This is a genomic window from Sphingobacterium sp. Lzh-3 (assembly GCF_046764375.1).
In the GTDB taxonomy this organism is placed as follows: Bacteria; Bacteroidota; Bacteroidia; order Sphingobacteriales; family Sphingobacteriaceae; genus Sphingobacterium.
Map to the genome: position 1 here is coordinate 2,487,756 of NZ_CP177226.1, position 25,637 is coordinate 2,513,392.

Genomic DNA, 25,637 nt, shown 5'->3' on the forward strand with positions numbered 1-25,637 from the left:
CTTAGGGAGATGAGGCTTTTCTTTTTGCTAATCTTCTTCGAAACTGACTTTATTCACTTCTAGCGACCTTATCTGCGCTAGCGATTCTATTCTTAAATCGGGCAATTCTCGTAATCTTTTGCCACCTTCCTGGAAGGATTTTTCGATAATAAATCCCATGCCCAATACTGAAGCCCCCGATTGTTTAACGAGATCGAGCATACCAAAAGCAGCATTCCCATTGGCCAAAAAATCGTCTATAAAAAGAACATTGTCGCTCGGCGTAAGAAACTCTTTGCTGACACAGATGTCGTAGGTTCTATTCTTGGTAAATGAATGCACCTGGCTTACATACATATCAGCCATGGTGGTCGGTTTTGCTTTTTTTACAAATACAACCGGTAATTCCAAAAGGTAGCCAAGCATGATCGCTGGGGCTATTCCGCTCGCTTCAATTGTAATGATTTTATTGATCGGGAGGTCTGCAAAACGACGGACAAATTCCACCGCAATAGATTTCATCAATACGGGGTCCATCTGGTGATTGATGAAGTTGTCTACTTTAAGTATGCCTCCTGCAAGACTTTTACCGTCATGAAGGATTCTATCCTTTAATAATTTCATGTTTTACTCGTATAAATATAGCGCGCTATGTCAAAATTTTGATTTATTAAACCTTAATCCATCTCCATCTGATAGAGGTTATTGAACTCTTCTTGATGATGTTCGAGAATTACCTTTCGTTTCATTTTCAAGGTTGGTGTTAACTCTCCATTTTCAATAGTAAATTCATCTGTTAAAATAATTGGTTTCTTAATCTGCTCCCAGTTACCAAAGTGCTGGTTTGCACGACGTACCTCTTGATTAACTTTTTTTACTATGGCAGGGTCAGTCAGAAAATCATCCTTTGTCATGCTTGCAAGTTCAGGAGCATCTGTTCTGGCCCAATCCAACAAATGGGCATAGTTTGGTACAATAAAGGCAGAAGCAAACTTCATCCCGTCACCGATAACCATTGCCTGTTCAATAAATTTAGATTCAACAAGCTTGGTTTCGATAGGTTGTGGTATGACGTACTTCCCACCTGAAATTTTGAACATCTCTTTTTTTCGGTCAATGATTTTCAAGAATTTTTCATCTTCCCACTTTCCAATATCTCCGGTATGCAGCCATCCATCAATGATCGTTTTATCCGTTTCGGCCTTGTTCTTATAGTATCCCATCATGACATTAGGGCCTTTTACTAATATTTCTCCGTCTTCAGCAAGTTTTATTTCAACAAAACGGACAGGAAGGCCAACAGTGCCTATGCGTATTCCTTTGATATAGTGATTGACTGAAATGAGTGGGGAGGCTTCGGTCATGCCGTAACCCTCATATAATGGAATTCCTGCGGCTAAGAAAGCGCTTGTTAGTTTACCATGAAGAGAAGCTGATCCAGAGGCAACAGTAAGTAATTCGCCACCCAATGCTTCATACCATTTGTTAAGGACAAGTTTCTTGGCTAGCTTTAGTTTGAGATTATAGGATAGACTTCTTTTCTCAGGATTTGGATCATATTCTTCTGCAACTGAAACAGCCCAATCAAATACTTTGCGTTTGAAACCACTGAGATCATGACCTGTTTTCATAATTTTCTCATAGACTTTTTCAAGAATACGAGGGACAACGGTCATGATATGAGGTTTTACTTCCTTCAGATTATCACCAATCTTGTCAAAAGATTCTGCGATATAGATCGTAAAGCCAAGATACATATAGGTATATAAAACCATACGCTCGTAGGCGTGACAAGGAGGGAGGAAGGTCAGTCCGCGGTCATAAGCTTTACAAGGGGTAATTTCTGCTGCGCCCAATACATTGGAAAAGATATTATTGTGTGACAACATGACGCCTTTTGGTTTGCCCGTAGTACCGGAAGTGTAAATCAGGGTAGCGAGATCTTCAGGTTTAACCTGGTCACGTAGTGCTGCTAGTTTTTCTAGGGAGCAATTGGAACCTATATCATTCAGTTCTTTCCAGCTACGTGTGCCTTCCTGATCTGCGATACAAAAAATATACTTCAATGTATAGATTGAGTCGGTTAGATTCATTAGGCGATCGTACAGGCTTTTGTTGCTGACGATACAAACCCTGATTTCGGCATCATTAAAGATATATTGATAGTCTGTATCCGTAATATTTGGGTAGATGGCGACCACCACTGCACCAATTTGCTGGATTGCAAAGTCAATCAAATGCCATTCCATACTGCTACCGGCAATGAGACCAACTTTCTCGTTGGGTTTCACGCCAAGTTCAATCAGCCCTTTGGAGAGGCTGTCTACTTGTTCAAGAAAATCTGCTGTTTTGATATAATTCCACTTGCCGTCCACTTTGTGGGCAAACATATCAAGATCGGGGTATTTGCCCATCTGTTGACGTGCAAGATCAAATAATCTAAGTTTTTCTTCCATTTCAAATCGTATTCTTTTAAGCTCCGGGGGAGCACCCTTCCAGTATGAACTTTGTTTTAAGGGAAAAGTTTGCAAACATAAATAATAGTTTCAAGAATATGGAATGATTTTGTAATTAGCTTGTTTCAAAAGGACGAAGGGGAGGTGAGTGATAGGTAAAGTGCTTTTGTGCTTTTCAAAAGTAAAGTGTTTCCTGGAAACCATTTGAGCATAGTTCCTTGAGTAGATGGGCTTGATGCCCGCCAATTATAAAAAAAGCTAGTCGTTATCGACTAGCTTTTCTTCTTTGTTTTTCTTTGATCAAAAGCCCGAGCTCCCGACCTGTCGCTCCTGCGACGGAAGTATTTTCTTGTGCTCTACGGAAAAGATATGGCATCACCGCTTTAACCGGTCCATAAGGCATGTATTTAGCAACATTATAGCCATGTGCCGCCAAGTTAAAGCTAAGGTTGTCAGACATACCCAATAATTGCGCAAAGAAGATGCGATCGGTGGATCTATCGATACCACGTCTGTCAATTTCCTTCGCCAATAACATGCTACTGTCTTCATTGTGTGTACCCGCCATTAGCCCAAAGTTGTCCAGGTGGTCCAAGATAAATTCAATAGCTTCATTATAATCTCTATCTGAAGCTTCTTTATTTGGCTGGATAGGATCGGAATAACCTTTTTGCGCAGCGCGAGCACGTTCGATCTCCATGTAGGCACCACGGACGATCTTAGCACCCATGTGAAATCCTCTAACTTTTGCATATTCAAAGTCGGCTTTCAACGATGCCAGCTTATCACTACGGTACAATTGATAAGTATTATATACAATTGGTTTCTCCATATTGTATTTTTCCATCATTTCACGTGCAATATCATCGATCGCATCTTGAATCCATGAATGTTCAGCATCTACCAAAACTTTTACACCTGCGGCATGACATGCTTTACAGATACGGTCAGTACGATCCAACATGCGCTGGTATTCTCCTTGTTCTGCCGCTGTTAAAGTTTCTTTGGCATTGACCTTTTCAAATAACTCAAAACGTCCTAATCCAGTTGGTTTAAATACCGAAAATGGAATGTATTTGTTTTTACTTGCCGCAACTACGGTACGTAATACCTCTTCGCAACAGGCGTCAAATGCACTTTCTGTTTCCTCTCCTTCAACAGAATAATCCAGGATTGTCCCTACACCATTTTCTCCCAATTCGTTGATTGCTGCTTCGCAACCCGCGATGGTTTCTCCACCACAAAAATGTTTGAAAATTGTTTTACGGATGATACCTTGGATAGGCAGTCCTATGTTCAGGGCAAAGTTGGTCATTGACGGACCTACTTTTGTCAAGAAGTTATTCGCTATTATTTTGAATAACCAATACGCTCTTTCCAAATCCTTATCGCTTTTACTTTTAAAAGCAATCTCTGTATTATCAAAGGATAATGTTTTGGGCTCAGAATTCTCAATCATAATCTTTATTTGCAATAAGGCAAATGTAGCAATTTAGTAAGCATTAAAACGATGATAATTCTTGTATTCCTCAGTGAAACCACTATTTTTGTGAAATGCAAGAATTTAAAATCGAGGGCGAATATATCCAGCTTATACAGTTACTTAAAGCTTTAAATTGGGTAGAGCATGGTGCTATGGCTCAATGGGTTGTGGCGGAAGGGTATGTGAAGTATAATGGGCAGGTTGATTACCGGAAAAGACTCAAATTAAGACCGGGAGATGTTGTTGAATTTGATGGGATGCAAATAAAATTGGTGTAATATTAAACAATATTGGTAAATAGAAAACTTAAACCTTAAAGAATCGTAGAATGGAAGTCATAGAAAGTTTGGGCTATCAGGTGTATTTTGATGATACGTTGGCCTCTTTAGAGGCGTTTTTAGCTGAGCGCAATTACTCAAAGATCATCGTATTGGTGGATACCAATACCTTGGATAATTGTTTGCCGCTATTTCAGCAAGCTTTACCCAATTTAGCGAATTATGATGTGATAGAAGTAGATCCGGGCGAGGAAAATAAAAATATTGATTTCTGTATTGGTGTATGGCATAATATGCTCGATTTCGGAGCAGATAGACATTCATTGATGATCAATCTTGGCGGTGGTGTGGTGACTGATATGGGTGGATTTGCAGCATCAACTTTCAAAAGAGGGATGGATTTTATTCAAATTCCGACGACTTTACTTTCCCAGGTAGACGCATCAGTCGGAGGTAAAACCGGTATTGATATGGGAAGTGTGAAAAATATTATTGGAACTTTTGCACAACCCCAAGCTGTATTTATTTCAAGCCAGTTTTTGAAAACCTTAGATCAACGTCAGTTAATCTCAGGTTTTGCTGAAGTAATTAAACATGGACTGATCTTCGATCGGGCTTATTATGAGCGAGTGAAAACGTTGGAGATCGATCAAATCGACAATTCTTTAGTCAAACATTCTGTTTCGATCAAAAACCATGTTATCCTTGAGGATCCGAAAGAAAAAGGACTGCGTAAAATTTTAAATTTTGGCCATACAATTGGTCATGCTATTGAGGGCTACTCGTTGTTGAACGATGCTTCACCTTTATTACATGGAGAAGCTATTGCAGTAGGAATGATTTGTGAGGGGTACCTATCGCATAAATTGAATGGTTTGCCTTTGGATGAATTAAACGATTTGATCCAAACTTTTAGAAAATATTTCAACGACTACACATTTGATTCTTCCATTGATACAGCCCTGTTGGATCTGATGCGAAACGATAAGAAAAACCTGTCCAATCAGATCGGTTTCGCATTGCTTGACCAAATTGGCAGTTGTCAATATGATATCTACGTTTCTGAGGAAGATATTATTGAAAGTCTTGATTTTTACCGTGAGCTAATCACACAATAATAAAACAGAAAAGCCGTGTATCGGGAGAATGCACGGCTTTTCTTTACAGCTATTTTTATCGCAATTTCGTTGCGGAAAATAGTAAACCTAAACTTAAATCATCATAATAACCATTTATATCATGAATAGAATCTTCATTTTTCTGTTTCTCCTGTTGGGGATGTCAGCTGCTGTTCAGGCACAAAGGCAAGTATTGATCTTTAGCAAGACAAAAGGGTTTAGACACGGAAGCATCGAAAAGGGTGCAGCGATACTAAAACAGTTGCTAGATAACGAAAAGATAAAATCTGATCATTCGGAGGATGCTGCTCTGTTTACAGATCAGGGATTGAAAAAATATGACGCTGTTATCTTTCTGAGCACAACTGGCGATATTCTCGATAATGCGCAACAGGAAGCTTTTGTGCGGTATATCCAATCAGGAAAAGGGTTTGTGGGTATCCATGCAGCGACGGATACTGAATTTGATTGGCCATGGTATAACGGCCTTGTAGGGGCGTATTTTGCGTCTCATCCTGCCGTACAAAAAGCCAAAATTGATGTGCTGGACAGAAAACATCCGGCCACCAAGCACCTTGATCCGATCTGGTGGCACAAAGATGAATGGTATAATTTCAAGGACGTGAAGGACGGATTGCATGTGTTGATGAATTTGGATGAAAAAAGCTACCAAGGTGGAAAAATGGGGGATCAACATCCAATCTCCTGGACCCAGAGCTACGATGGAGGGAAAGTCTTCTATACCGGGCTTGGACATACCGATGAGTCCTATGACGAACCTGAGTTCCAAAAACATTTAATTGGAGGAATTTTATCTGTTCTTCCCAAGAAAAAGTAACTTATTTTATAGTTGGCGTTTTCTGAATTATGGCAGGGTACATGCTTCTATGTGGCAATAGCACAATGAAAAGTCCCAAATGGTCATTCCATTTGGGACTTTTTTATAATTGATGGCGAAATGGGAAGAGAACCGATTTTGCCATTTGATCGGGTTTAATAGTTCAGTTTATATTTTGCGCCGATACTAAACCAACGACCGGGCATTGGAACGGCGGCAGCTTCTATATAGCTCTTGTCAAATATATTCTGAACATCCACAAAGATGTTTAAGTCTTGAAGTTGGTACGATCCTCTTACGTCAGCGATGAAATAAGATTTGTAACTGATACGCTCATTAAAGCGGTTTGCAGAAGTTAACATCCAGTTCTTGTGGTTTATGGTAAAGTTGGCAATAACTTGATGCCTTAAGCTTTCAATAGCATATTTGGATAGTATCCCGTCTGCTAATGTTAGGCTTGGGTTGAGATAATTATAACTTAGCATTGTAAAGTATCGTGTCGTGGCACTGGGATCATTGATATTATATCGGAATGAAGCATTGAATCCATCAATTTTATTTTTTCCAATATTTATTGGTTTCCACGGAATGACCGTTCCACTTCCTGTAGTGGCATCCTCTTTTTGCCAGTCTATGAAATCGCTTATCCTTCGATGGAAATAACCCGCTTGAGCAATAATCCGATTGGATAAGTATTTTATACCACCTTCGATCTGATAGGCATTTTCAGAGCTCAGTGTGGGGTTTCCGACGTTGGCTGTCTGATTGGTGTAAAGATCCGTAAAGGAAGGGATCCGCTGGCTAGAACCTGCGTTGACTACAATCTTCCAATGTTCGGTAATATCATAGCCCAAATCTAGACCCGGGAATACCTGCCAGCCAAATTTTGAGTTATAATTGATGTAGGCACCTGAGTTGATCATCAGTTTTTCGATCGCCTCTGTTTTGAATTCAAGGTAGCCACCGTAATTCTCCCGGGTATGGTCGCCAATACTGGTGCTATTGATGCGTTCAAATCGACTTTCCAGTCCTAAGCCAAATGTACCATAACTTTGCTCCAATGTGGCATTAATTTCTGCTCCGAAGACGTTGCTGTAATGTTTGGATCTACCTTTGGTTGTTTCTCGGCCTAAATACCAATATTCATCTTCATTGTAGCGATTACTGAGGCGTGGACTGATGGAAAATGCCTGTGTTAATTGATGCTTGGACTGCAGGGAAGCGAAAGCCGTTTTAACCTGTTCATAAGCTTCCTTGTCACTCGGTGCAGCGTAGTAACCATTGGCTCCAAATTGATTGTTGATATAGCCAACATTGGCTTTTATCATATTAGCTGTATTCGGTTGATATGTCCCGTCGTAATAAAGTTTATTATTGTTGGAGGCTGTATTGTAACGTTGCCCATTGGAGTCTTCGTGGCCAAAATATAAACCGTGGCTTGTTTGCTTGGTTAAAAACTGTGAGCCAAGCTGAACACCTTTACCATAATACTTGCCTGTACTTGTCTGCTCATTATCTTTGAATGAAGAACCACTGTACAACTGGGCACTAATTTGATTTGATTCAATTTTCTTTGTTACGATGTTGATGGCACCCGTTAGTGCATTAATACCGAAAATTCGTGAAGCTGGCCCCCGAATGATTTCGATACGCTCGATGGCCTCCAGCGGAACCGGAAGGTTCATGTTGTGATGGGCACTCTGTGGATCGGTGATTTTAACCCCGTTGAGTAGTATCGCCGTCTGTTCAAAAGACCCACCGTCGATGCTTATATCTGCCTGCGAACCAAATGGTCCACGTTGACGAATATCAACTCCCGGGATATTGCTCAGCAATTCGTTGATTGATCGATTTGGGAGCCTCTGTATATCTTCCTGCGTCAATATTTGGATATTCTTGCTTTGTTTTGAAAAAGGGATCTGTAAGCGGTTTTGATTAATGATGACTTCGCCTAAAGTGGTTGTATCTTTAATCTGAGCAGTCGCAGCTCCAATACTCAGTACTAATGCAAGGTTTGTTAACGTAATATTCTTATTCAACATGCTTTCCTAGATTTTACGCTGCAAAAGTAGCTTAGCTGACTAAAAAATAAATAGTCCGGAGTGAATAATACTGGTAGTCCGGATGATGTTTTGTTACTTCTTACATCCACTCTTCTCGGCCGATACGCTTTTTTCCCGTTATATCGATGTGCTCTTGCTTGTCTGTGCCTTTTATTTTTTCGATGTTGGTCAAGTCGGGTTGGCCGGATTCGAGCCAGGCTGAATACCAATAGGAAGCAACGCGTAAGATGGTTTTTTGCATTCTCCTTTCAACCATACCGTTCATGGCTTCATGATAAGCTCTAGCATAACTGTCGGAATAGGTCCACACCAGTTGATTGTTTCGCTCAATAAAAGATTTTTTTTGTGATGCTTTAAATTGACGATTGAGCCGGGCTTCAATGCTCAATACAGAATCCACAAGGCGATTGCTTTCATGGACGATAGTCCAGGCCTCCGCTAAGGGATCTTTGATATAGTTGGCTTTTCCAACCCGGAGGTTGTATTTTTCTGAAAACATTTCCGGTAAACGGCTTTCCCAGAATGCGTGTATACCTTGTTGATGCGTAAGCTGTCCATTATAATTTTTAGTCGTGTGTAATGGAACATGGGCATCAGCAATATAATGCCCGAGTTCTGCTGAGTGTTTGATAATCCGTTTATAATCTTTTGCTTGAAAAGCTCTAACAAGCTTTTGATAGGTAAAGTTGATTTGCCAGGGCACAATGCCATTTTTTAACAATTGCTTTTCTTGAAATTTCTCTTTGGCCTGTGACCAATGTATCGGTATGGAGTCAACTGTACTTTCCTTGCGGTAGTCCTCTAAATCTATAAAGTGTCTTGGGCCTTCAGCGCTGTCTGTGAAGCAGCGTTTATCTGGATCAACAGCTTTTTCGGTAATAAGGTCAATATTGGATTTGTAGAACTTAGCCAACTGAGCGGGGAGCGCAAAGACGGCATAATGATTAATTTTTTTATGAGCAAAAAATCCCCACGATGTTAAAATTAGCATGGCGACTATGCAAAGCATCCGATAAAATAGAGACTTCATGGGGTATTAAACTGGCTATTAATTAATTGTTGATATTAAATATACGTAAAGGAAAATTAAAAATGGATTAACGATTTTTTTTATTGATGTTAATTTATATTTTCTTAACATAACTAAACAATAAAATAATATTGATACTCGTTAAAATTGATTAATTTGCCGACACAAAATGCAGTCGTTATGAAGATATTGTATGCCGTACAAGGGACAGGAAATGGACATCTGAGCCGGGCAATGGATATTGTCCCCTGTTTGAGGGAGTTAGGGGAAGTCGATGTTTTGGTTAGTGGAATTCAAGCAGATCTATCATTACCTTTCGAAGTGAAATACCGTTTTCACGGGCTGAGTTTTATCTTTGGTAAATCCGGCGGAGTAGATCTGTGGAAAACATTTATGAGTTCGACGATCCGTAAATTTACGAATGAAATTAAGAGCTTGCCCATAGAAAACTATGATTTGGTGATCAATGATTTTGAACCAATTTCTGCTTGGGCTTGTCATTCAAAAGATTTGGAATGCATTGGGTTGAGCCATCAGATCGCTGCCTTAGATCCATCGAGTCCTAAGCCAGAAGATAGTGATATGCTGGGCAAATTTATTATGAAAAATTATGCGCCGTCTACCCATTCCTATGGTTTCCATTTCAAGCGGTACGCCAAGAATATTTATCAACCGGTTATCCGTAATGCTGTTCGTGAATTGAATGTCACAGATCAGGGACATTATACGGTTTACCTCCCGGCATATGATGATGCGCATCTTTTAAAGCATTTGATGAAGTTTCCGGACGTAAAGTGGGATGTTTTTAGCAAACATAATTCAAAGGCATTTGACATGAAAAATGTAACGATAAGACCGATCAATAACCAATCTTTTATTGATAGTATGGCATCTTCTTCTGGAGTTTTATGTGGGGCAGGTTTTGAAACACCGGCAGAAGCGTTATATTTGAAAAAGAAACTGTTAGTTATCCCGATGAAGAACCAATATGAGCAGCATTTGAATGCAGCGTCATTGGAAGAGATGGGGGTGCCTGTAATTTCGAGCTTAAAGCAGAAAAACATGCTGGCGATAGAAGCCTGGCTCAACAGTAAATCTAGGGTTGAAGTTGATTACCCTAATATCACGCAGGAAATTATAAATGAAATCGTGCAGAAGCACCGTTAAACAAACATGAAGTATATTGCATTAGCCCTATTATCCTTGACAACAGTCACAGGATTTGCCCAACAAAAAAAAACGAAAACGACGGCCAAGAAGAAAGTCGTCGCAACGAAATCAAGTGCAACAAATCAACTGAAAACGAAGGCCGATTCTGTGTCTTATGCATTTGGTGCCGATATCGGAAATTCACTAAAATCTATTGAGATTGATTACTTGAAGTCAGATGTTATTGCAAAAGCAATTTCGGATGTCTTGAAAGGGGAGAAATCGCTATTGGAAGAAGGTCAAGGAAGAACGGTTATTCAGCAGGCAATCATGGACGTTCGTGCTAAAAAAGAGGCTGCTAGCCGTGCTGAAGAAGACAAATTTTTTGCAGAAAATGCAAAGGTTGCTGGGATGAAATCTACAGCCGAAGGAATTCAATATCTTGTTCTCAATGAGGCTGAAGGTCCAAAGCCAAAAAGTGACGATGAGGTAACCGTGCATTATAAAGGTACCTTACTCAATGGAAAGCAATTTGATAGCTCATACGACCGTAAGGAGCCATTGAAACTATCCTTGGGTCAGGTGATCAAAGGGTGGCAGATTGGAATCCCGTTAATGTCCAAAGGTGCAAAGTATAAATTTTTTATACCAAGCAGATTAGCCTATGGCGAACGGGCGACAGGTGAAATTCCTGCAAACAGCACATTGGTGTTTGAGGTAGAATTGCTTGATATTGGTGCAGATGGAACAACGTAAATTAGGAAATACAAGCTTAATCGTTTCGGAAATAGGTTTGGGCTGCATGTCTTTAAAAAGCAATCAGTCCAAACAATCCAAAGATATTATCCAAAAAGCTTACGAGAACGGGATCACCTTCTTTGATACCGCTGATCTCTACGATAAAGGCCTAAACGAGATGATCGTCGGGGAGAGTGTGCAAAGCTTTCGCAAGCATATTGTTTTGGCGTCGAAAGTTGGTAACCTTTGGCGTGCAGATGGATCCGGCTGGGATTGGAAGGCTTCGAAAGACTATATTATCAAGGCTGTGGAAGGTTCGTTGTCACGTTTAAAAACGGATTACATCGACCTCTATCAGTTACATGGTGGTACGATAGAAGATCCGATAGAAGAGATTGTTGAAGCGTTTGAGCTGTTGAAGCAACAGGGGAAAATCCGTGCTTACGGTCTTTCATCAATTCGCCCAAATGTTATCAAGGCATTTTTGCCCAAATCTGACATTGCTTCAGTAATGATGCAATACAGTCTATTGGATAGAAGACCAGAAGAAGAAATCAGTGGCATGTTGGAAGAACAGGGTGTAAGTATCGTCGTACGCGGTGTATTAGCCAAAGGCGTTCTCATCAACAAGCCAATAGAACCTTTTCTTCAGTATAGTTCGGGAGAGGTGGCCCATATTGTGAGAAACTTGGCAAATCTTTCCAAACGTATCGGAAAAGACAATATGGTTGTTGCACTTTCTTATGTGCTTTCTAACGCAGCTGTTGCTACAGCACTCGTTGGTGTGAGTACCAAATTGCAATTGGATGAATTGATCAGAGCAAAAGCGCAGATGATCAAATTAAGTGATTTGGATAAGCAGGTTCTATTGGAAGGTGTCCGGTCGTTATATTATACCGAACACCGGTAAGCTTTACTATTTATTGAAAAATAGTCTTAATATTTTAGCGAGGTCTTCTTTTGTATCTACGGCGACAGTTTCATGCGTTGTAATTGCCGTTTGAATGGCGTAGCCATTTTCTAACCAGCGTAGCTGTTCCAGAGCCTCTGCTTCTTCTAGCATAGAAATAGGAAGTTGTGTCAGGGCTTTTAATGTATCTACTTGGTAAGCATATATTCCGATATGTTTATAGAATGTTTGCCTTTGTAACCATTGGTCTTTTTCCACAGCTCTTAAAAAAGGAATGGTCTGCCTACTAAAGTAGATGGCTTCTCCTTTGGTGTTTCGGACAACTTTAGGGATGTTTACATTAAATAGTTCCTCCTCCGCAGTAATTTCCTTGATTAGGGTCGCTATCTGCGTAGTGGTATCTTCAAAACAATTTGCTAAAAGATCAATTTGTGCGGGGTCTATAAAGGGTTCGTCACCCTGTATATTGATGGCAACATCATAACCTTCGATATTGGTGATGACTTCAGCACAACGATCTGTTCCCGATTGATGGTGCTCTGCGGTCATGACAACTTCGCCACCAAAAGAACGTACAGTTTCTGCGATGCGCTGGTCGTCAGTTGCTACAACAACATCGTTTAATTTTGTTGATTTTTTGACCTGTTCGTAGACCCGCTGAATCATCGTTTTTCCTTCAATGTCGATCAGCGGTTTTCCAGGGAATCTGCTCGATGCATATCGGGCAGGAATAATACCTAAAAATTTCATTTTTTACTATTTATCGTTGGCTGAGGAAATGCAAGTTTATCAAAAAGCCTGTAAAATTAAGTGTCTTACAGGCTTTTGATATCGCAATTATTCGAATAATCCGTATAATTCGGCTTCGATTTTTTGAATGATATTGCCGAGGTCCTCTGGGTTTGTGGTGAAATCCAGGTTGTCCTTGTCCAGAATCATGACCTTACCTTCTTTGTAATTATTGATCCATTTATCATATTTATCGTTCAGCTTCGACAGATAATCCAAGCGAATTGCGGATTCATAGTCACGGCCCCTTTTTTGGATATTATTCACCAGGGTAGGGACAGAGGCTTTGAGGTAAATCAATAAATCTGGCGGTTTGATATAATGGATAATGCTTTGAAAAATATTACTATAGTTTTCAAAATCACGTGCGCTCATTAAACCCATATCATACAAGTTTTCGGCAAAGATATAAGCATCTTCATAAATGGTACGATCCTGAATCATATCAATGCCAGTTTCCTGCAATTTTACAATATGTCTAAAGCGACTGTTGAGGAAAAAAATCTGAAGATTGAATGCCCAGCGTTTCATGTCCGAATAAAAATCTTCCAGATAAGGATTGTTGTCTACAGCTTCAAACTGAGGTTCAAATTTAAAGTGACTGGCCAACATTTCGGTCAATGTTGTTTTGCCGGCACCTATATTTCCAACGATAGCGATGTGCATATTATTTCTAGCTTAATAAAATCTTTTAATACCAATAATCTCACGAACTTCTTTCAGCGTCTTGTGCGCGGATTCGCTTGCTTTTTCAGCGCCCATTTTTGCAACTTTAGCAATGTATGCATCATCGTTTGATATATCCTCTATACGGGAGCGTACATCGTTGGTTGCAAGGACCATATCTTCTGCCAATTGTTTTTTGAAATCACCATAACGAATTTCACATTTGTTATAGAGTTCATCAAAATGCTGTAACGTATCTGCAGTAGATACGACCTTCATTAAATCAAAAAGATTTTGGATAGCTTCAGGCTTAGGCTGGTTCATTTCCGTCGGACCAGAATCGGATACAGCACGCATCACTTTTTTACGAATTACAGTTTCACTGTCCGATAGATAAATACAATCTGCTTCACCATTGGATTTACCCATTTTTCCCTGGCCTGAAAGTCCGGGAACTTTCACCAATTTGTCAGCGTAGGAGAACGCAAACGCTTCTTTAAAATAATCTACGTTGTATAAGCGATTGAAGCGATTGCCAAAAGTCCGCGTCATCTCCAAATGCTGTTCCTGATCTTTTCCTACAGGCACTTTTGTGCCATGGTGAATCAATATATCAGAGGCCATCAAGACCGGATAGGTCAATAAACCTGCGTTAACATTGTCTGGACTGCTTCTAACTTTATCTTTAAATGCTGTAGCGCGTTCAAGCTCGCCGAGATAGGCGTTCATATTCATATATAGATAGAGTTCCGCAACTTCTGGAACATCTGATTGAACGTAAATAGTCGATTTTTCGGGGTCTATTCCCGCAGCTAAATATTCAACAATAACTTGACGAACCGTTCCCTGAAGTCCATGAGGAGTGGGGTGGGTCGTTAGTGAATGTAAATCCGCAATGAAAAAAAAGCAATTATATTCGTTTTGCATTTTCACAAAATTGCTCAATGCGCCGTAGTAATTTCCTAAATGTAATTTTCCGGTACTTCTGATACCGCTAACAACTGTTTCCATATTCCTGCGAATTTACGGATAAATTTGACAAAGTCGAATTAAATTCGGTCCGTGACTCCCTTTTTAGGGATTGCGTTATTTTTTTAATTTTTTAGCTTCATTCCAATAAACGTCCATTTCTTCTAGACTCATTTCCTGCAGTTGTTGCTTATTTTCAGCGGCTTTTTGTTCTAAATAGGTAAACCGTTCAATGAATTTTTTGTTGGTGCGTTCAAGTGCATTTTCGGGGTTTATGCCAATATGCCGTGCATAATTTATTAAGGAGAATAAAAGGTCGCCAAATTCGCCTTCCGCTTTTTCCTGATCCATTGGAAGCGCTGTTTCCAGATTAAATTCGGCTTTAAATTCGGCAAGCTCTTCCTCTACTTTTTCCCATACTTGTTTCTTATCTTCCCAGTCAAAGCCGACACCGCGAACTTTATCTTGGATACGATAGGCCTTTACCAAAGCGGGTAGGCCTTTTGGGACACCAGCAAGAACAGATGTATTGCCTTCTTTGAGCTTGATTGTTTCCCAATTGGACTTGACTTGATCTTCTGTATCAGCATTGGTGTCGCCATAGATGTGGGGATGGCGCGTAATCAATTTATCACAGATTGCATTAAGTACGTCGACGATGTTGAAATGTCCTTCTTCTTCGGCAATGCGGGCATAGAATACCAGATGCATCAAGACGTCGCCAAGTTCTTTTTTGATTTCTGGATAATCTTTTTCCAAAATGGCGTCGGTTAATTCATACATTTCCTCCATAGTCAAATGTCGAAGGGATTCCATAGTCTGTTTTTTATCCCAGGGACATTCAACCCGTAAGGTATATAAGACATCGAGTAATCGTTGAAAAGCGAGTTGAGGTGTATGCTGATACGCTGGTGCTGCTAGATTTGCCATATTTCATCGTGTTTGGTAGCACAAAAGTAGAAATATGATTTTGAATAAACTATTTCAACTTGCGGAAAACAAAACTCTTTTGTCAATCGTTTTATAATAAAAATTAGAATTTAGATCGGATTTAGAACAATCAACTATGGAAAGAATGCATGGATACTCCTCTGCAAGTGTTGCCTTGGAAAAGTTAAACGACTTAGGCTATACAATAGACTATAATATTGAATTTGACGATTTGTTGGCTCATGCAGATCAGTACAGAATTGACTACTTATTTCGCTATGAAGGTGCATCAGATCCTGATGATGAATCATCAGTGTATGGTATTAGCAAAAATTCGGGACAGAAAGGTGTTTTTGTTGCGGGCAATTTATCTTTAATCGAAGGTAAGAAACGGGATATTCTATTGCAATTGGAACTCAAAGAGCGGGAGCGATAGTCTTATGGAAAAAAATGGTATGGAAACAACAGAACGGCTTGAGCAGCTTAAGCTTTGGGCCTTGAAACGTGATGGTAAAGAGGTAGAGACGGAATATCATGATCTAGCTTCGGATCGTTGGTTGCAGGTTTATAGAAATGAAGCATTAAACCTCATGAAAGCGGGATTCTACAATAAAGGTTCGGCTTTGTTTGAGTCTTATGTTGAGGATCATTATCCACATGAACTGGAAAAATTGATCGGCAAATTGGAACGTAGTTATGACAGTTTACAGCGTTTTAGTCCGGGATTGCTTGAAGATGGTTTTTATAATCTCGTTTTAGGCGATATCCCCTTGCTTATGGCTGGTACGATCGTTGTTTTGCTTAGGGCCAAAGAGTCTGATTTTCCATCCATTTACAATAATGATGCCGATGCCGACATGCGAAGCTCTCCAAATTGGCTTATACAGCAGTCAAACAAGGATATTTGGGTTGATATGCACCAGACTGCTTTAAATAATATTCACTACCCGGATAAAATTCTTTAGTCTGGCAAAATTTTTGTAGTCGATCGTACCAGAGAGAGAAAGCCTAAATAGGTTGTTCACTTTCTGGATTTTTTATTGAATTATAAACCCATTCTAAATTTTATTTTATGATGTTGTACATTGGTATTTTTGCCGTTATCGTTGTGGCTTGTGTATTCATTTCTCTTATGATGATGAAAAAGCAAAAGGAGACGGCCAAAAAGTATGAAGGCGAATCCGGGATCGCCCTAGCTCCAGGCGTAAAGGATGAATTGTTAAGTGATGAATTTAGTGAATTAAGAAAACAGTTGAACGGCGCTCCGATCGACGCCTTTACGCAATGCGCGTATATCGCAACGGTGGGGGACAAAGTTGCTTCAGCTGCAGCTACGGCAGCCAAGACTGTTGCCTGGGCGGCTGTAGGTGTAAAGGCTCGTTATAATGAGCGGGATAACGCTTCTTATCTCGTGCTGAGCAACAACGAATTGCATTACGTATTTTTCGATGATGGGGAGGTGAGAGACCATTTGGTTTTTGATCATGAAACCTTGCTCGATGCGCGAACTGCGCAGATTACTAATTCTGAAAAAGTAACACGCATGGGCTCTGTCATGGGCTTGAAACCTAAGAAAATGCATCTTGACGTCAACGGAAATGGGCTCGATATTATTTATTATGGTACTGTTCAGCGTATGCCACATGGTATTATTTCTCCAGGTTCAGGTATGTTTGAAACACAGGCGAGGCTTCAGTTGATGGGGCGTTTGTTTTTGGACAGATTATATAAAAAATATCCGCAGCTACAGAACTAACCCGTCGAGAAATGTCATTTTAGTTTCGTTTTAATTGAAGTAAGTGGCCTTTTTGACTTGATTCCGCATTGCATTTAGTAAATTGTCTGTATCATAAAATTTATATCATATGAAAATTTTAGCAGATAAAGTAGCTTTAGTAACAGGTGCGGGTTCGGGGATCGGACTGGCAGTTGCATTGGCTTATGGTAAAGAAGGTGCAAAGGTCGTTGTCTCGGATATCAACGAGCAAGCGGGGAATGAAACCGTAAAACAAATTGAATCTCTAGGAGGAGAAGCTGTGTTTTTCAAAGCAGATAGCTCATCTCCCGCTGACAATGAAGCCTTGGTTGGTTACGCTGTCAAGACATTTGGCCGGCTTGATATTGCATGCAATAATGCTGGTATTGGTGGAGAGGCTGCACTAACGGGAGATTACAGTCTCGATGGATGGAAAAAAGTAATTGATATTAATTTCAATGGCGTATTTTATGGATGTAAATATCAGATAGAGGCCATGGAGCGGAATGGAGGTGGTGTTATTGTCAATATGGCTTCTATTCATGGTACCGTGGCTGCGCCTATGTCAAGTGCTTATACTTCAGCCAAACATGCTGTAGTGGGACTGACAAAAAACATCGGCGCAGAATATGGTCAAAAAAATATTCGTTGTAATGCAGTTGGACCTGGTTATATTGATACACCGTTATTGGCTAAGTTGGATAAAGAGCATATCAATGCGTTAATCAGTAAACACCCTATTGGACGTTTGGGAAAGGCAGAGGAAGTCGCTGAGCTGGTTCTTTTTTTAAGTTCGGATAAATCGTCTTTTATGACCGGAGGGTATTACTTAGTTGATGGTGGTTATACTGCTGTTTAACAGCTCAGTTTAAGAAAAAAGGGATCAAATTTGTCGTGTTGGATCCCTTTTTTTTGCACTATAACTGTGCTGCTGGACGTATTTCAGTCCCTTGCATGTTATTTAATCCGTCACCCAACGTGCGACAATATTTATCTGCTACCTGTTGGAGTTGTTTGACAATTTCGGGATATTGATCTTTTTGGTCTCTATCTTCACCGGGATCAATTGCAAGATTATATAATGCCAACAGGACTTTTACTGTAGCATATTTTCCTGGATACCGATCGTCCCTTATGGTTGCCGGAGCGATAAGTTTTCTTGTTTGAGAACCTGCTGAAAAGCTGGTCTTGTTGCATCATCATCGCCTGCTTCAGCTTTAAGTTTAGCCAACTTTTTCTTTAACCGATCAATTTCTTTGACATATTTTTTGTCTAGAATGGCATTGTGTGTTTCCATGGGATCCTGTTGTAGATCGTAGAATTCCCAGGCGGGTGCTGTTGTTTTAGGCTCGCTACCTGTCATTTCCAAAGGTTGTCCGTAAAAATAGATCAGTTTGTAGCGTTCATCACGAACGCCAAGGTGGGCTGGGCGTATTGGAGCATGTTGCCAATAGCGGTAATACACAGCAGACCGCCATGTTTTGGAAGTATTTCCTTTGAGGTTATTCCGGAAGCTTTCGCCTTGGATGTAGGCAGGTTTTTTGATGCCGGCATAGTCTGCAAATAGTGCAGCGAAATCGATATTTAGAATCATGTCGTCTAATCGACTACCGGCTTTGATTTCTTTGGGGTAGCTGATCACAAAAGGCATGCGCAGTGATTCTTCGTACATGAGACGTTTATCCATAAAATTGTGTTCACCTAAAAAGTATCCTTGATCGGAAGCCAGGATCACAACAGTATTTTCGTCCAATTTTGCCGTTTCAAGATAGTGCATAATTTTCCCGAGATTATCATCGATTCCAGCAACGCAACGCAGATAATCTTTGATGAACTTTTGGTAGATCTTTTTGCGGGCTTCCAAAGGGGCCATTCCTTTTGTTGAAAAGGGAAGCTCAGGATAAGATGTCCAAAAGGGGCCTACCGAAGCTTGCTCATAACGGCGGCCAAGCTCTTCCAAAGGCTGCCCTTCAAAAGAGCGTCCAGTCGTGATTGCTCCTGAATCCAAAAATGTCGGGGGATAAGGAAACTCCACATCTTTGTAGTAATCTTTGAATCGCTCGGCAAAATCAAAGGGTTCATGCGTCGCTTTGTAATGACACATTAAGAAGAAGGGTTTGTCGGGATTGCGTGATTTTAACCAGTCCAGACTCATCGTTGTGGTGATATCATCTACATAGCCTTCATAAGGTGTACCAGCCTCTTCCTTATCATTCCAGTTGTCTTTAGAGAGGTAAGTCGGATTATGATAAACACCGTGGCCAGGAAGAACTTTAAAATCGTCAAATCCACTCGGCCTTTTTTTCAGATGCCATTTTCCAAAAACAGCAGTTTGGTAGCCCGCATTATGCAGATCCTTGGCGATATTTTCCTTATCGGGATCCAACGCATCTTCCAGTGTGTAGACTTGGTTTTTATTACTGTACTGTCCTGTCAGTATGGTTGCACGGCTAGGGGTGCAAATTGAATTGGTACAGAATGTATTATGGAGTACCGCCCCTTGGCTGGCTAATTTTTCAATATTCGGATTTTTGACAAAATCTTTTAAAATACCGCCATATACGCCCCATGCTTGGGCCGTGAAATCGTCCGTTAGGATAAAGACGATATTGGGGCGTTGTGTTGCGTTGTTCTTTTTCTGTGCTTGTGAAAAAATGGGCAATAAGCCGCAGATGAGCAATACTAATTTTTTATTCATGTGAATTCAGCTATACATTAGTCGACGAATTGACTATATCGGATTGCAATAATAGCTATAATCATTCGTCTTGGTCTGGTTCTGTCTATTTGATTGTAGACAAATCTACTCTTTATAGATAAATATATAACGGATAAACTGTAAAAAATAGGTTAGTCATCGATACCTTTTCCATCTAGAATATGCTGGTAATATTTTTCGATTCTCGCCTCACGTGTTTTCACTTGTTTTGCCTGGTTAAAGTAGAATAGGTAACCTTTTTGTCGACCTGGCGTAAGTGATTGAAAAGCTTTTTGAAGGAAAGGGTCTTCAAGTAAGGCACGCTTAAATTCTTCCGGTACAGGGTAATCGGCAGCTTTTCGCAGGTCAACTTTCTTGCCTGATTCTTCAATTTCGATGGCCTCCTGAATATATGCCGATATCACCTCCCGTAATGATGCTATCTGCTCAAGAGTGGTGAATCTAAGCTGTCTGGCCGACTGAACATTTTCAGTTTGCTGGATCAGTATATTTTTGGGATCTTTTAATAATGCACCTTTGTGAAATAAAAGCGCACAGTATTCTTTAAAGCCGTGTATCAATACGACATTTTTACCTTCCAGTGTATAACACGGATGCATCCATTTATAATCTTCTTGCAGTGTTTTATTGCCACGGACAATTTCTCTCAACAGATTGAATTCTTCGTTCCATCTCGTCGCATTTTCAAAAAAATGTTCAATTTTTAGATTCATCATGTAGGGTTTTAGGTAAGTTTAGCAAGAATTTCCTGTAATCTATTGTGCGCCATATTGATTCCTTGCGCAAAAGGCATCTGTAACAGCTGGTTCCGAAAGGCGACCGACTGAAATATAATATGGATGTGAAGACTACTGCGTTCTGCACTTAATTTTTCAAATGTTAAATATTCCAACTGTACGGGGAATGCGCTGTTTTCCATTTCAAAAGTCCGTGTGATGCGTTGATTGGGGAGGAATTCATGTATCGCTCCATTTGCTTTGAACATGACCTGGCCATTATGCGAAGTTTCCAATGCATAGGAGCCATGCTTTTTATTTTCCAATTTCAGGACTTTGGTTCCCATCCACTGTTCGAAAATTTCGGGATCTTCGTATGCTTTGAAGAGTAGTTCAACTGGTAAATCGAATTCCCTTGTAATGATAATCTCCTGTTTATTGTCCTCTGCCTGGACCTTAGTTTTTGGCTCCATATTATTTGTTCTTGTAGTTTTGCATAATAGCTTCCAATTTGTTGAATCTGTCGTCCCACATTTGACGGAAAGGTTCGATAAAATCCGCAATTTCTTTCATCTTTGCTGGGTTCAGTTGGTAGTATATCTCACGTCCATTTTGTTGAGACTTTAATAATTCACATTCCGTCAATATTTGCAAATGCTTTGAAACGGTCGGTCTTGCCGTATTGAAATTGGCTGCAATTGCACCTGCAGTCATGGCTTGTGAGGCTAGAAGAAGTAAAATTGCTCTTCTGGTTGGGTCTGCTATAGCTTGGAAAACATCTCGTCTTAAGTTCATATTGATTTATTTGATTACGAATATAAGTGTAGTTATTTGGCTACGCAAATTTTTTATAAATTATTTATAAGGAAGTAGGTGGGGTGGGGCTAACGTGGATCAACGAATAAAAATTTTTTCCTAGCGGATTTAAAATGAAAGCGATCGGGAATTAAACCTATGGATCAATGTTTGGTGAATAATGCTAAATTAGAGTAATTAATTTTAACAGGATGAAAACGCAGTTATCGTATTTAAAAAAATTGAGCGTATTGGGGACAAAAAGCTTAGTCAAATATTATTTGCTGGCTATTGTTTCGACTTTACTGTATTTGGTGGTTGGCAGTTTACAGTTTAAGGCTAGCCATGAAGCTTTCTTTTCGACGGTCAGTCCTGCGCAAGCCGCAGCTAGATTCATTTGGTTGATTGGATTGATCCTGCTCCCTGTACTACTTTTTATTTTTAGCAACAAATATGTGCTTTCAAAGATTGCAAGTCTTGTTGTAGAGGAAAGGCAGGATGATCTCATTCTTCCAGCATTTGATAAAGCGATGTTGGTTTTTCAATCGAATCAGCCCGACGTAATACAAAATGTCGCTGATTATTCTTTTGCGAAACTTAAATTGATCAATGACGTGAAAAATACCAAAATTGAGAACCCTTGGGTGAAACGAATTGTCGTTTTTGACCTGAATAAAGTGAAATTTGATGCACTCGATTTAGACAAGAACGATAGCTTTTATGCGATCCTAAGATCGAAGTTTATGCAGGTACTCGAAATCTTAACAGAACCAAGTAGCAAATCCTTTTGGTTATGTATCTTTGTGCAATGGCTTATTTTGCTTGTTGTTTGGTTTAGCTATTAGCGCGTGGCCTTATCGCATGAACATCCTGGGAATGGAAAAAAGTTCAAATAGATAAAACCATAAAATAGTTTAATAATGAGATAAACTAATCTATGAAGTTTGAATCCGATCTTTGTGAGGATATATAATTTGATAGTTTTGGGAGGAAGATTGAGCTGTAAACTAAAATTGCGTCAGTTTCAGTATCCAATGGAATCCCAGGGTAAAAATGGATGTAAAGGTCGGGCGCAAGTCCGACCTTTACTTTTTTATCTATTCCTGGAAAAAAATCGACTATATCCTTTTCCAATGAATTTGCTGTGCTTATGCAAAAGTCCTGTGACCATGATGTCGGGATTTCGGTGGCTGACCTAACAGCATTTGATCAATATAGCGAATTTTAACAATTCTTGATAGAATTCTCATAATCCTAGCCAGAAAGATGTGCTGTAAATTTGCAACGATTTTTTTATTTAAACATACTTAAAAAACAACGCCACAAATGAAAACACATCAAAAAGGACAAAAACTGAAATATGTTGCACCAAAAGTAGAAGCCTTTCAAATTGAATTTGAACAGTCTATTGCAGCCGGATCAGGTAATGTAAATACTGGGGGAGAAGGACATGGAGCAAACGGACAATCAGTCATGGAGCAATCGTACGATGCGGGCTGGTCCAATAACAAAGATTTTGATCTATAAGTATTATGGCAAAGGTTCTTAAAAATTTTAACTTCGGTGTCCTTTTGGGGGCACTGCTTTTTATTTCCACATCCTGTGCAAATAAGGATAATCAAGAACAAGCGTTAAGTGGCAATTTGATTATTCGTTCGGCCCGGTTTATTGCCGATGGGCAAATCAATAGGATCAATGAAGCCGAAAATAGAACCGGTGAAAAATTGGCTTCTATCTCAAAATCAACCCCAGCACCACTCCTTATCCATGGCGGAAAGGATTTTGATTTTACAACAACTGTGCAGAGTAATGCCAGTGCAGCACAAACAAACGGTCTAAAGGCTGCTTCCGCTACTTCGCCGCTGCGAGCAGCAGATGTTCCTCTTAATAACAGCATTAAATTTAGGTTGGTTTTTATGAAAGACGGCAATTCGACGCCGATTTATAATGAAGTACTCACTGCTGATCAGGATCCGAATTTAAGGATTGCTGTTAATACCGCGTATCACTGGTATGCCATTTCAGTCAATGACCAAAGTACAGCCCCTGACATCGATGGATCGGGTTCCATTCAAGGTGCTGATCTTGCCAACAAGGATTTTATGTTTGCGTCCGGAGCGATCACGGGGCAAGAAGGTGAAAATTATCTTGACATCTTGTTTTTACGTCAGATGGCGGCTATCGAATTAAGTTTAAATACACGTGGCTTGTTTGGCGGGCTGACGGATAATTCGGTTCTGAGCATAGGACAGGGGACAGGAGGCTCTTTTAGTAATATTGTTCAGACAGGTGATTTTAATATTTTTAATGGCACTTTCGCCAATCTCCGTGATGCTGATCCGCTTCGGGGCGACCAAATGCAGATCGTCGATAACCGCTGGGGAAATGCCGAAAAAATCGGCCGTTTCTTTACAGCCAGTAATACGACCATTCCTGCAAATAATCTATGTGTGAAGCTAAATGCACTTCAGATTACGCTCGACGATAATACGACCCGTACATTTGCCGCCAATACGATAGTTCCCATTGCACATAGCAATGCCTTGAACCTTACAAAGGGAACTTTATCGAGCACGAGTATTAGATTGATCGAGTCAGGAATTAACATCAATGGACTCATTTGGGCTAGAACAAATCTGATTTATGATGTGAATAAATTGTATGGCGGATCCTATAGTGCCGGTAATTCGGATGCCTATCGTTTCCGGCCAAACAATAACTATGCTTATGCGAATGTAAATACGGAGTATTGGAACTTTGGAACAACGGTTCCTAGTGGTACAGATTATGGCTCTGTAGATGAGTGTAGGCGCGTTTATCCGGAGGGAACTTGGAGATTACCGCAAGAACTTAACAATCCAAAGGAAATGACGCAGCTGTCACAAAATACAAACCGTACTGTATCTATGTTGCAGGTGGCGGATGGCTATCGCTATAGTATTGCGTGGTTTAGTTCTCAGCCGGCAAATTCCGCCTATCCAGATAACAATTTGGTACTATCATTTTACGGCTACCGGGATGCGAATGGTAATATTCAGGAAATTCCTTCTGGAAGTTCCAATGGAACCGGAACAATTCAATATCGTAGTAACCAGTTTAATACAGCAAATAACAATAACTACGTGCTATATGCACAAGTTAATAATGGCACCTATGGAAATACGTCTATTATACAGACTGCACCCAGCTTGGGTACTGTTATACGCTGTGTACGTAACGTTGTGAACAATTAAAATGGTGGTAAGGTGATGCAACAACATCGGCAACCGTTTAACTTTATATTTTCCATGTAATGAACGAAGGGCAGGTCACTTAATGGACTTGTCCTTCTTGATTATTCGGAGACGAGCTGTGACTGTGCAGGCCCGTTGCTCTCCGCTTGCTGCTGACGGATTTCTTTTGGGCTATTTCCAGTCATATGCTTGATAAAAGACGAAAAATTAGCCATATCGGTAAACCCAAGTTTGTATGCGATTTCCTTAACGGAATAATTGGTGCCCAGTAATAATCTTTTTGCCTCCAGGAGCAGTCTTTCATTAATAATAGTTTTCGCACTTTTGCCAAAAATACGCTTGCATAATATTCCCAGGTAATTGGCACTAACAAATAATTCATCCGAATAGAAATGTACTGAACGTGTCTCTCTAATGTGCTTGTTGAGCAGTGCTTTGAAATTGTCTGCTATAGTAATGATGTTGCTGTTGCTTGTTTTTTTAGACGAATGAAGCTCAGCTGAAATCTTCGCGTTAAGAATTAGCAATATCAAACGAACACGTAGGTTGACAATCTGCCAATTGATTTGTGGTCGCGCGAGTTCCCGCGCGATAACTTTCAGGTTAGCCACTAAATCTTTAAAATCAAAATTTGAGACCTTTATTACCGGAAATTTGTTGGTGGCATAATTAAACTGATCAGCCTCATTCATCAATTGTGCAATAAAGGCATTACTGACGATGAGCCTGTGTCCAATGCAGTCGGTCTGAAAGATCCACGATTGCACTTGATTGGGAAATGTAATGTGAACTTCCGAAGATTTTACCGGATAATCCAGATAATCGATGCTATGCAGGCCGTCACCCTTTTCAAAGAAAAAGAAAACATAGGCATCGGAAGATTGAAATTCCTCTGCTGCACTTGCACCAAATAAGGGTAAGTAGACGATATGGTCTTTCACGTCGACATTCTGATCGGGCCCATTTAAAATACTTGTCCGTAATTGCATTAGTATGTTATTATCTCTATCTATAATTTATAT

At 40.0% G+C, this 25,637-nt stretch carries 28 protein-coding genes; 13 read left to right on the forward strand and 15 right to left on the reverse strand.

What is annotated here, in order from left to right:
• Positions 1–27: 27 nt before the first annotated feature.
• From xpt to ACLCDV_RS10130, 3 genes are all read right to left on the reverse strand, one after another.
• Positions 28–603 carry a xanthine phosphoribosyltransferase gene (gene xpt / locus ACLCDV_RS10120; protein ID WP_411973589.1) on the reverse strand — a complete coding sequence of 192 codons (576 nt, stop codon included), beginning with the start codon at positions 601–603 and terminating at the stop codon, positions 28–30.
• A gap of 53 nt (positions 604–656) precedes the next feature.
• A complete protein-coding gene (locus ACLCDV_RS10125) occupies positions 657–2,435 on the reverse strand; it encodes an AMP-dependent synthetase/ligase (protein WP_411973590.1) in 1,779 nt (592 codons plus the stop codon).
• A gap of 265 nt (positions 2,436–2,700) precedes the next feature.
• On the reverse strand, positions 2,701–3,894 hold the full coding sequence (locus ACLCDV_RS10130; RefSeq protein ID WP_182332650.1) for a proline dehydrogenase family protein: 1,194 nt from the start codon (positions 3,892–3,894) through the stop codon (positions 2,701–2,703).
• 95 nt (positions 3,895–3,989) lie between these two features.
• Here ACLCDV_RS10130 and ACLCDV_RS10135 point away from each other — a divergent pair, with 95 nt between their 5' ends.
• From ACLCDV_RS10135 to ACLCDV_RS10145, 3 genes are all read left to right on the forward strand, one after another.
• Positions 3,990–4,196: an RNA-binding S4 domain-containing protein gene (locus ACLCDV_RS10135; RefSeq protein ID WP_070568728.1), complete on the forward strand. Its 207-nt coding sequence runs from the start codon at positions 3,990–3,992 to the stop codon at positions 4,194–4,196.
• Positions 4,197–4,246: 50 nt separating this feature from the next.
• Positions 4,247–5,314: a 3-dehydroquinate synthase gene (gene aroB / locus ACLCDV_RS10140; protein ID WP_336834754.1), complete on the forward strand. Its 1,068-nt coding sequence runs from the start codon at positions 4,247–4,249 to the stop codon at positions 5,312–5,314.
• A 121-nt stretch (positions 5,315–5,435) separates the two neighbouring features.
• A complete protein-coding gene (locus ACLCDV_RS10145) occupies positions 5,436–6,152 on the forward strand; it encodes a ThuA domain-containing protein (RefSeq protein ID WP_411973591.1) in 717 nt (238 codons plus the stop codon).
• A 155-nt stretch (positions 6,153–6,307) separates the two neighbouring features.
• Here ACLCDV_RS10145 and ACLCDV_RS10150 read toward each other — a convergent pair whose 3' ends face one another.
• Together ACLCDV_RS10150 and ACLCDV_RS10155 are read right to left on the reverse strand one after the other, a co-directional pair.
• Entirely contained in the window at positions 6,308–8,194 is a 1,887-nt protein-coding gene (locus ACLCDV_RS10150; RefSeq protein WP_411973592.1) for a TonB-dependent receptor plug domain-containing protein, read from the reverse strand.
• A gap of 100 nt (positions 8,195–8,294) precedes the next feature.
• Complete coding sequence (locus ACLCDV_RS10155; RefSeq protein ID WP_411973593.1) at positions 8,295–9,206, reverse strand: zinc dependent phospholipase C family protein; 912 nt, start codon at positions 9,204–9,206, stop codon at positions 8,295–8,297.
• Between the two features lie 219 nt (positions 9,207–9,425).
• On the opposite strand from ACLCDV_RS10155, the gene ACLCDV_RS10160 reads away from it, so the two are divergent.
• From ACLCDV_RS10160 to ACLCDV_RS10170, 3 genes are read left to right on the forward strand one after another with little or no spacing between them, the layout of a single operon-like run.
• Positions 9,426–10,412 (forward strand): glycosyltransferase family protein, encoded by a 987-nt coding sequence (locus ACLCDV_RS10160; RefSeq protein ID WP_120334628.1) that lies wholly within the window; start codon positions 9,426–9,428, stop codon positions 10,410–10,412.
• Positions 10,413–10,418: 6 nt separating this feature from the next.
• Positions 10,419–11,150, forward strand: a complete 732-nt coding sequence (locus ACLCDV_RS10165; protein ID WP_411973594.1) for an FKBP-type peptidyl-prolyl cis-trans isomerase — start codon at positions 10,419–10,421, stop codon at positions 11,148–11,150.
• Entirely contained in the window at positions 11,137–12,042 is a 906-nt protein-coding gene (locus ACLCDV_RS10170) for an aldo/keto reductase (RefSeq protein WP_411973595.1), read from the forward strand. The genes ACLCDV_RS10165 and ACLCDV_RS10170 overlap by 14 nt, the downstream gene beginning before the upstream one ends.
• Positions 12,043–12,048: 6 nt before the next feature.
• Here the strand turns inward: ACLCDV_RS10170 and kdsB are convergent, their stop codons facing one another.
• From kdsB to mazG, 4 genes are all read right to left on the reverse strand, one after another.
• The gene (gene kdsB / locus ACLCDV_RS10175) at positions 12,049–12,792 is read right to left on the reverse strand and encodes a 3-deoxy-manno-octulosonate cytidylyltransferase (protein ID WP_317667221.1); all 744 of its coding nucleotides are present in this window, start codon (positions 12,790–12,792) and stop codon (positions 12,049–12,051) included.
• 87 nt (positions 12,793–12,879) lie between these two features.
• Positions 12,880–13,497: a deoxynucleoside kinase gene (locus ACLCDV_RS10180; RefSeq protein WP_145327418.1), complete on the reverse strand. Its 618-nt coding sequence runs from the start codon at positions 13,495–13,497 to the stop codon at positions 12,880–12,882.
• Between the two features lie 12 nt (positions 13,498–13,509).
• Positions 13,510–14,508, reverse strand: coding sequence for a tryptophan--tRNA ligase (gene trpS, locus ACLCDV_RS10185; RefSeq protein ID WP_145327417.1), 999 nt, complete (start codon positions 14,506–14,508; stop codon positions 13,510–13,512).
• A gap of 75 nt (positions 14,509–14,583) precedes the next feature.
• Complete coding sequence (gene mazG, locus ACLCDV_RS10190) at positions 14,584–15,396, reverse strand: nucleoside triphosphate pyrophosphohydrolase (protein ID WP_317667219.1); 813 nt, start codon at positions 15,394–15,396, stop codon at positions 14,584–14,586.
• A 136-nt stretch (positions 15,397–15,532) separates the two neighbouring features.
• On the opposite strand from mazG, the gene ACLCDV_RS10195 reads away from it, so the two are divergent.
• The 4 genes from ACLCDV_RS10195 (at position 15,533) to ACLCDV_RS10210 (ending at position 18,011) form a co-directional block, all read left to right on the forward strand.
• Entirely contained in the window at positions 15,533–15,832 is a 300-nt protein-coding gene (locus tag ACLCDV_RS10195; RefSeq protein ID WP_411973596.1) for a hypothetical protein, read from the forward strand.
• A 19-nt stretch (positions 15,833–15,851) separates the two neighbouring features.
• The gene (locus ACLCDV_RS10200) at positions 15,852–16,361 is read left to right on the forward strand and encodes a hypothetical protein (protein WP_411973597.1); all 510 of its coding nucleotides are present in this window, start codon (positions 15,852–15,854) and stop codon (positions 16,359–16,361) included.
• 107 nt (positions 16,362–16,468) lie between these two features.
• Positions 16,469–17,152, forward strand: coding sequence for a hypothetical protein (locus tag ACLCDV_RS10205; protein WP_317667217.1), 684 nt, complete (start codon positions 16,469–16,471; stop codon positions 17,150–17,152).
• Positions 17,153–17,261: 109 nt separating this feature from the next.
• Positions 17,262–18,011, forward strand: coding sequence for an SDR family NAD(P)-dependent oxidoreductase (locus tag ACLCDV_RS10210; protein ID WP_075992070.1), 750 nt, complete (start codon positions 17,262–17,264; stop codon positions 18,009–18,011).
• 58 nt (positions 18,012–18,069) lie between these two features.
• On the opposite strand, the gene ACLCDV_RS10215 is transcribed toward ACLCDV_RS10210, so the two are convergent.
• The 5 genes from ACLCDV_RS10215 to ACLCDV_RS10235 form a co-directional block, all read right to left on the reverse strand.
• Positions 18,070–18,240: a hypothetical protein gene (locus tag ACLCDV_RS10215; RefSeq protein ID WP_411973598.1), complete on the reverse strand. Its 171-nt coding sequence runs from the start codon at positions 18,238–18,240 to the stop codon at positions 18,070–18,072.
• 44 nt (positions 18,241–18,284) lie between these two features.
• Positions 18,285–19,850, reverse strand: a complete 1,566-nt coding sequence (locus ACLCDV_RS10220) for a sulfatase (protein WP_411973599.1) — start codon at positions 19,848–19,850, stop codon at positions 18,285–18,287.
• A gap of 152 nt (positions 19,851–20,002) precedes the next feature.
• The gene (locus ACLCDV_RS10225) at positions 20,003–20,587 is read right to left on the reverse strand and encodes a YdeI/OmpD-associated family protein (RefSeq protein ID WP_411973600.1); all 585 of its coding nucleotides are present in this window, start codon (positions 20,585–20,587) and stop codon (positions 20,003–20,005) included.
• Positions 20,588–20,595: 8 nt separating this feature from the next.
• Positions 20,596–21,060 (reverse strand): SRPBCC domain-containing protein, encoded by a 465-nt coding sequence (locus ACLCDV_RS10230; protein WP_317667213.1) that lies wholly within the window; start codon positions 21,058–21,060, stop codon positions 20,596–20,598.
• A 1-nt stretch (position 21,061) separates the two neighbouring features.
• On the reverse strand, positions 21,062–21,382 hold the full coding sequence (locus ACLCDV_RS10235; RefSeq protein ID WP_317667212.1) for a metalloregulator ArsR/SmtB family transcription factor: 321 nt from the start codon (positions 21,380–21,382) through the stop codon (positions 21,062–21,064).
• A gap of 212 nt (positions 21,383–21,594) precedes the next feature.
• On the opposite strand from ACLCDV_RS10235, the gene ACLCDV_RS10240 reads away from it, so the two are divergent.
• The 3 genes from ACLCDV_RS10240 (at position 21,595) to ACLCDV_RS10250 (ending at position 24,615) form a co-directional block, all read left to right on the forward strand.
• On the forward strand, positions 21,595–22,227 hold the full coding sequence (locus ACLCDV_RS10240) for a hypothetical protein (RefSeq protein WP_411973601.1): 633 nt from the start codon (positions 21,595–21,597) through the stop codon (positions 22,225–22,227).
• A gap of 481 nt (positions 22,228–22,708) precedes the next feature.
• On the forward strand, positions 22,709–22,909 hold the full coding sequence (locus ACLCDV_RS10245; RefSeq protein ID WP_317667210.1) for a hypothetical protein: 201 nt from the start codon (positions 22,709–22,711) through the stop codon (positions 22,907–22,909).
• A gap of 5 nt (positions 22,910–22,914) precedes the next feature.
• Positions 22,915–24,615 (forward strand): hypothetical protein, encoded by a 1,701-nt coding sequence (locus ACLCDV_RS10250; protein WP_411973602.1) that lies wholly within the window; start codon positions 22,915–22,917, stop codon positions 24,613–24,615.
• 101 nt (positions 24,616–24,716) lie between these two features.
• Here ACLCDV_RS10250 and ACLCDV_RS10255 read toward each other — a convergent pair whose 3' ends face one another.
• Positions 24,717–25,604, reverse strand: coding sequence for a helix-turn-helix domain-containing protein (locus ACLCDV_RS10255; RefSeq protein ID WP_411973603.1), 888 nt, complete (start codon positions 25,602–25,604; stop codon positions 24,717–24,719).
• Positions 25,605–25,637 lie beyond the last annotated feature (33 nt).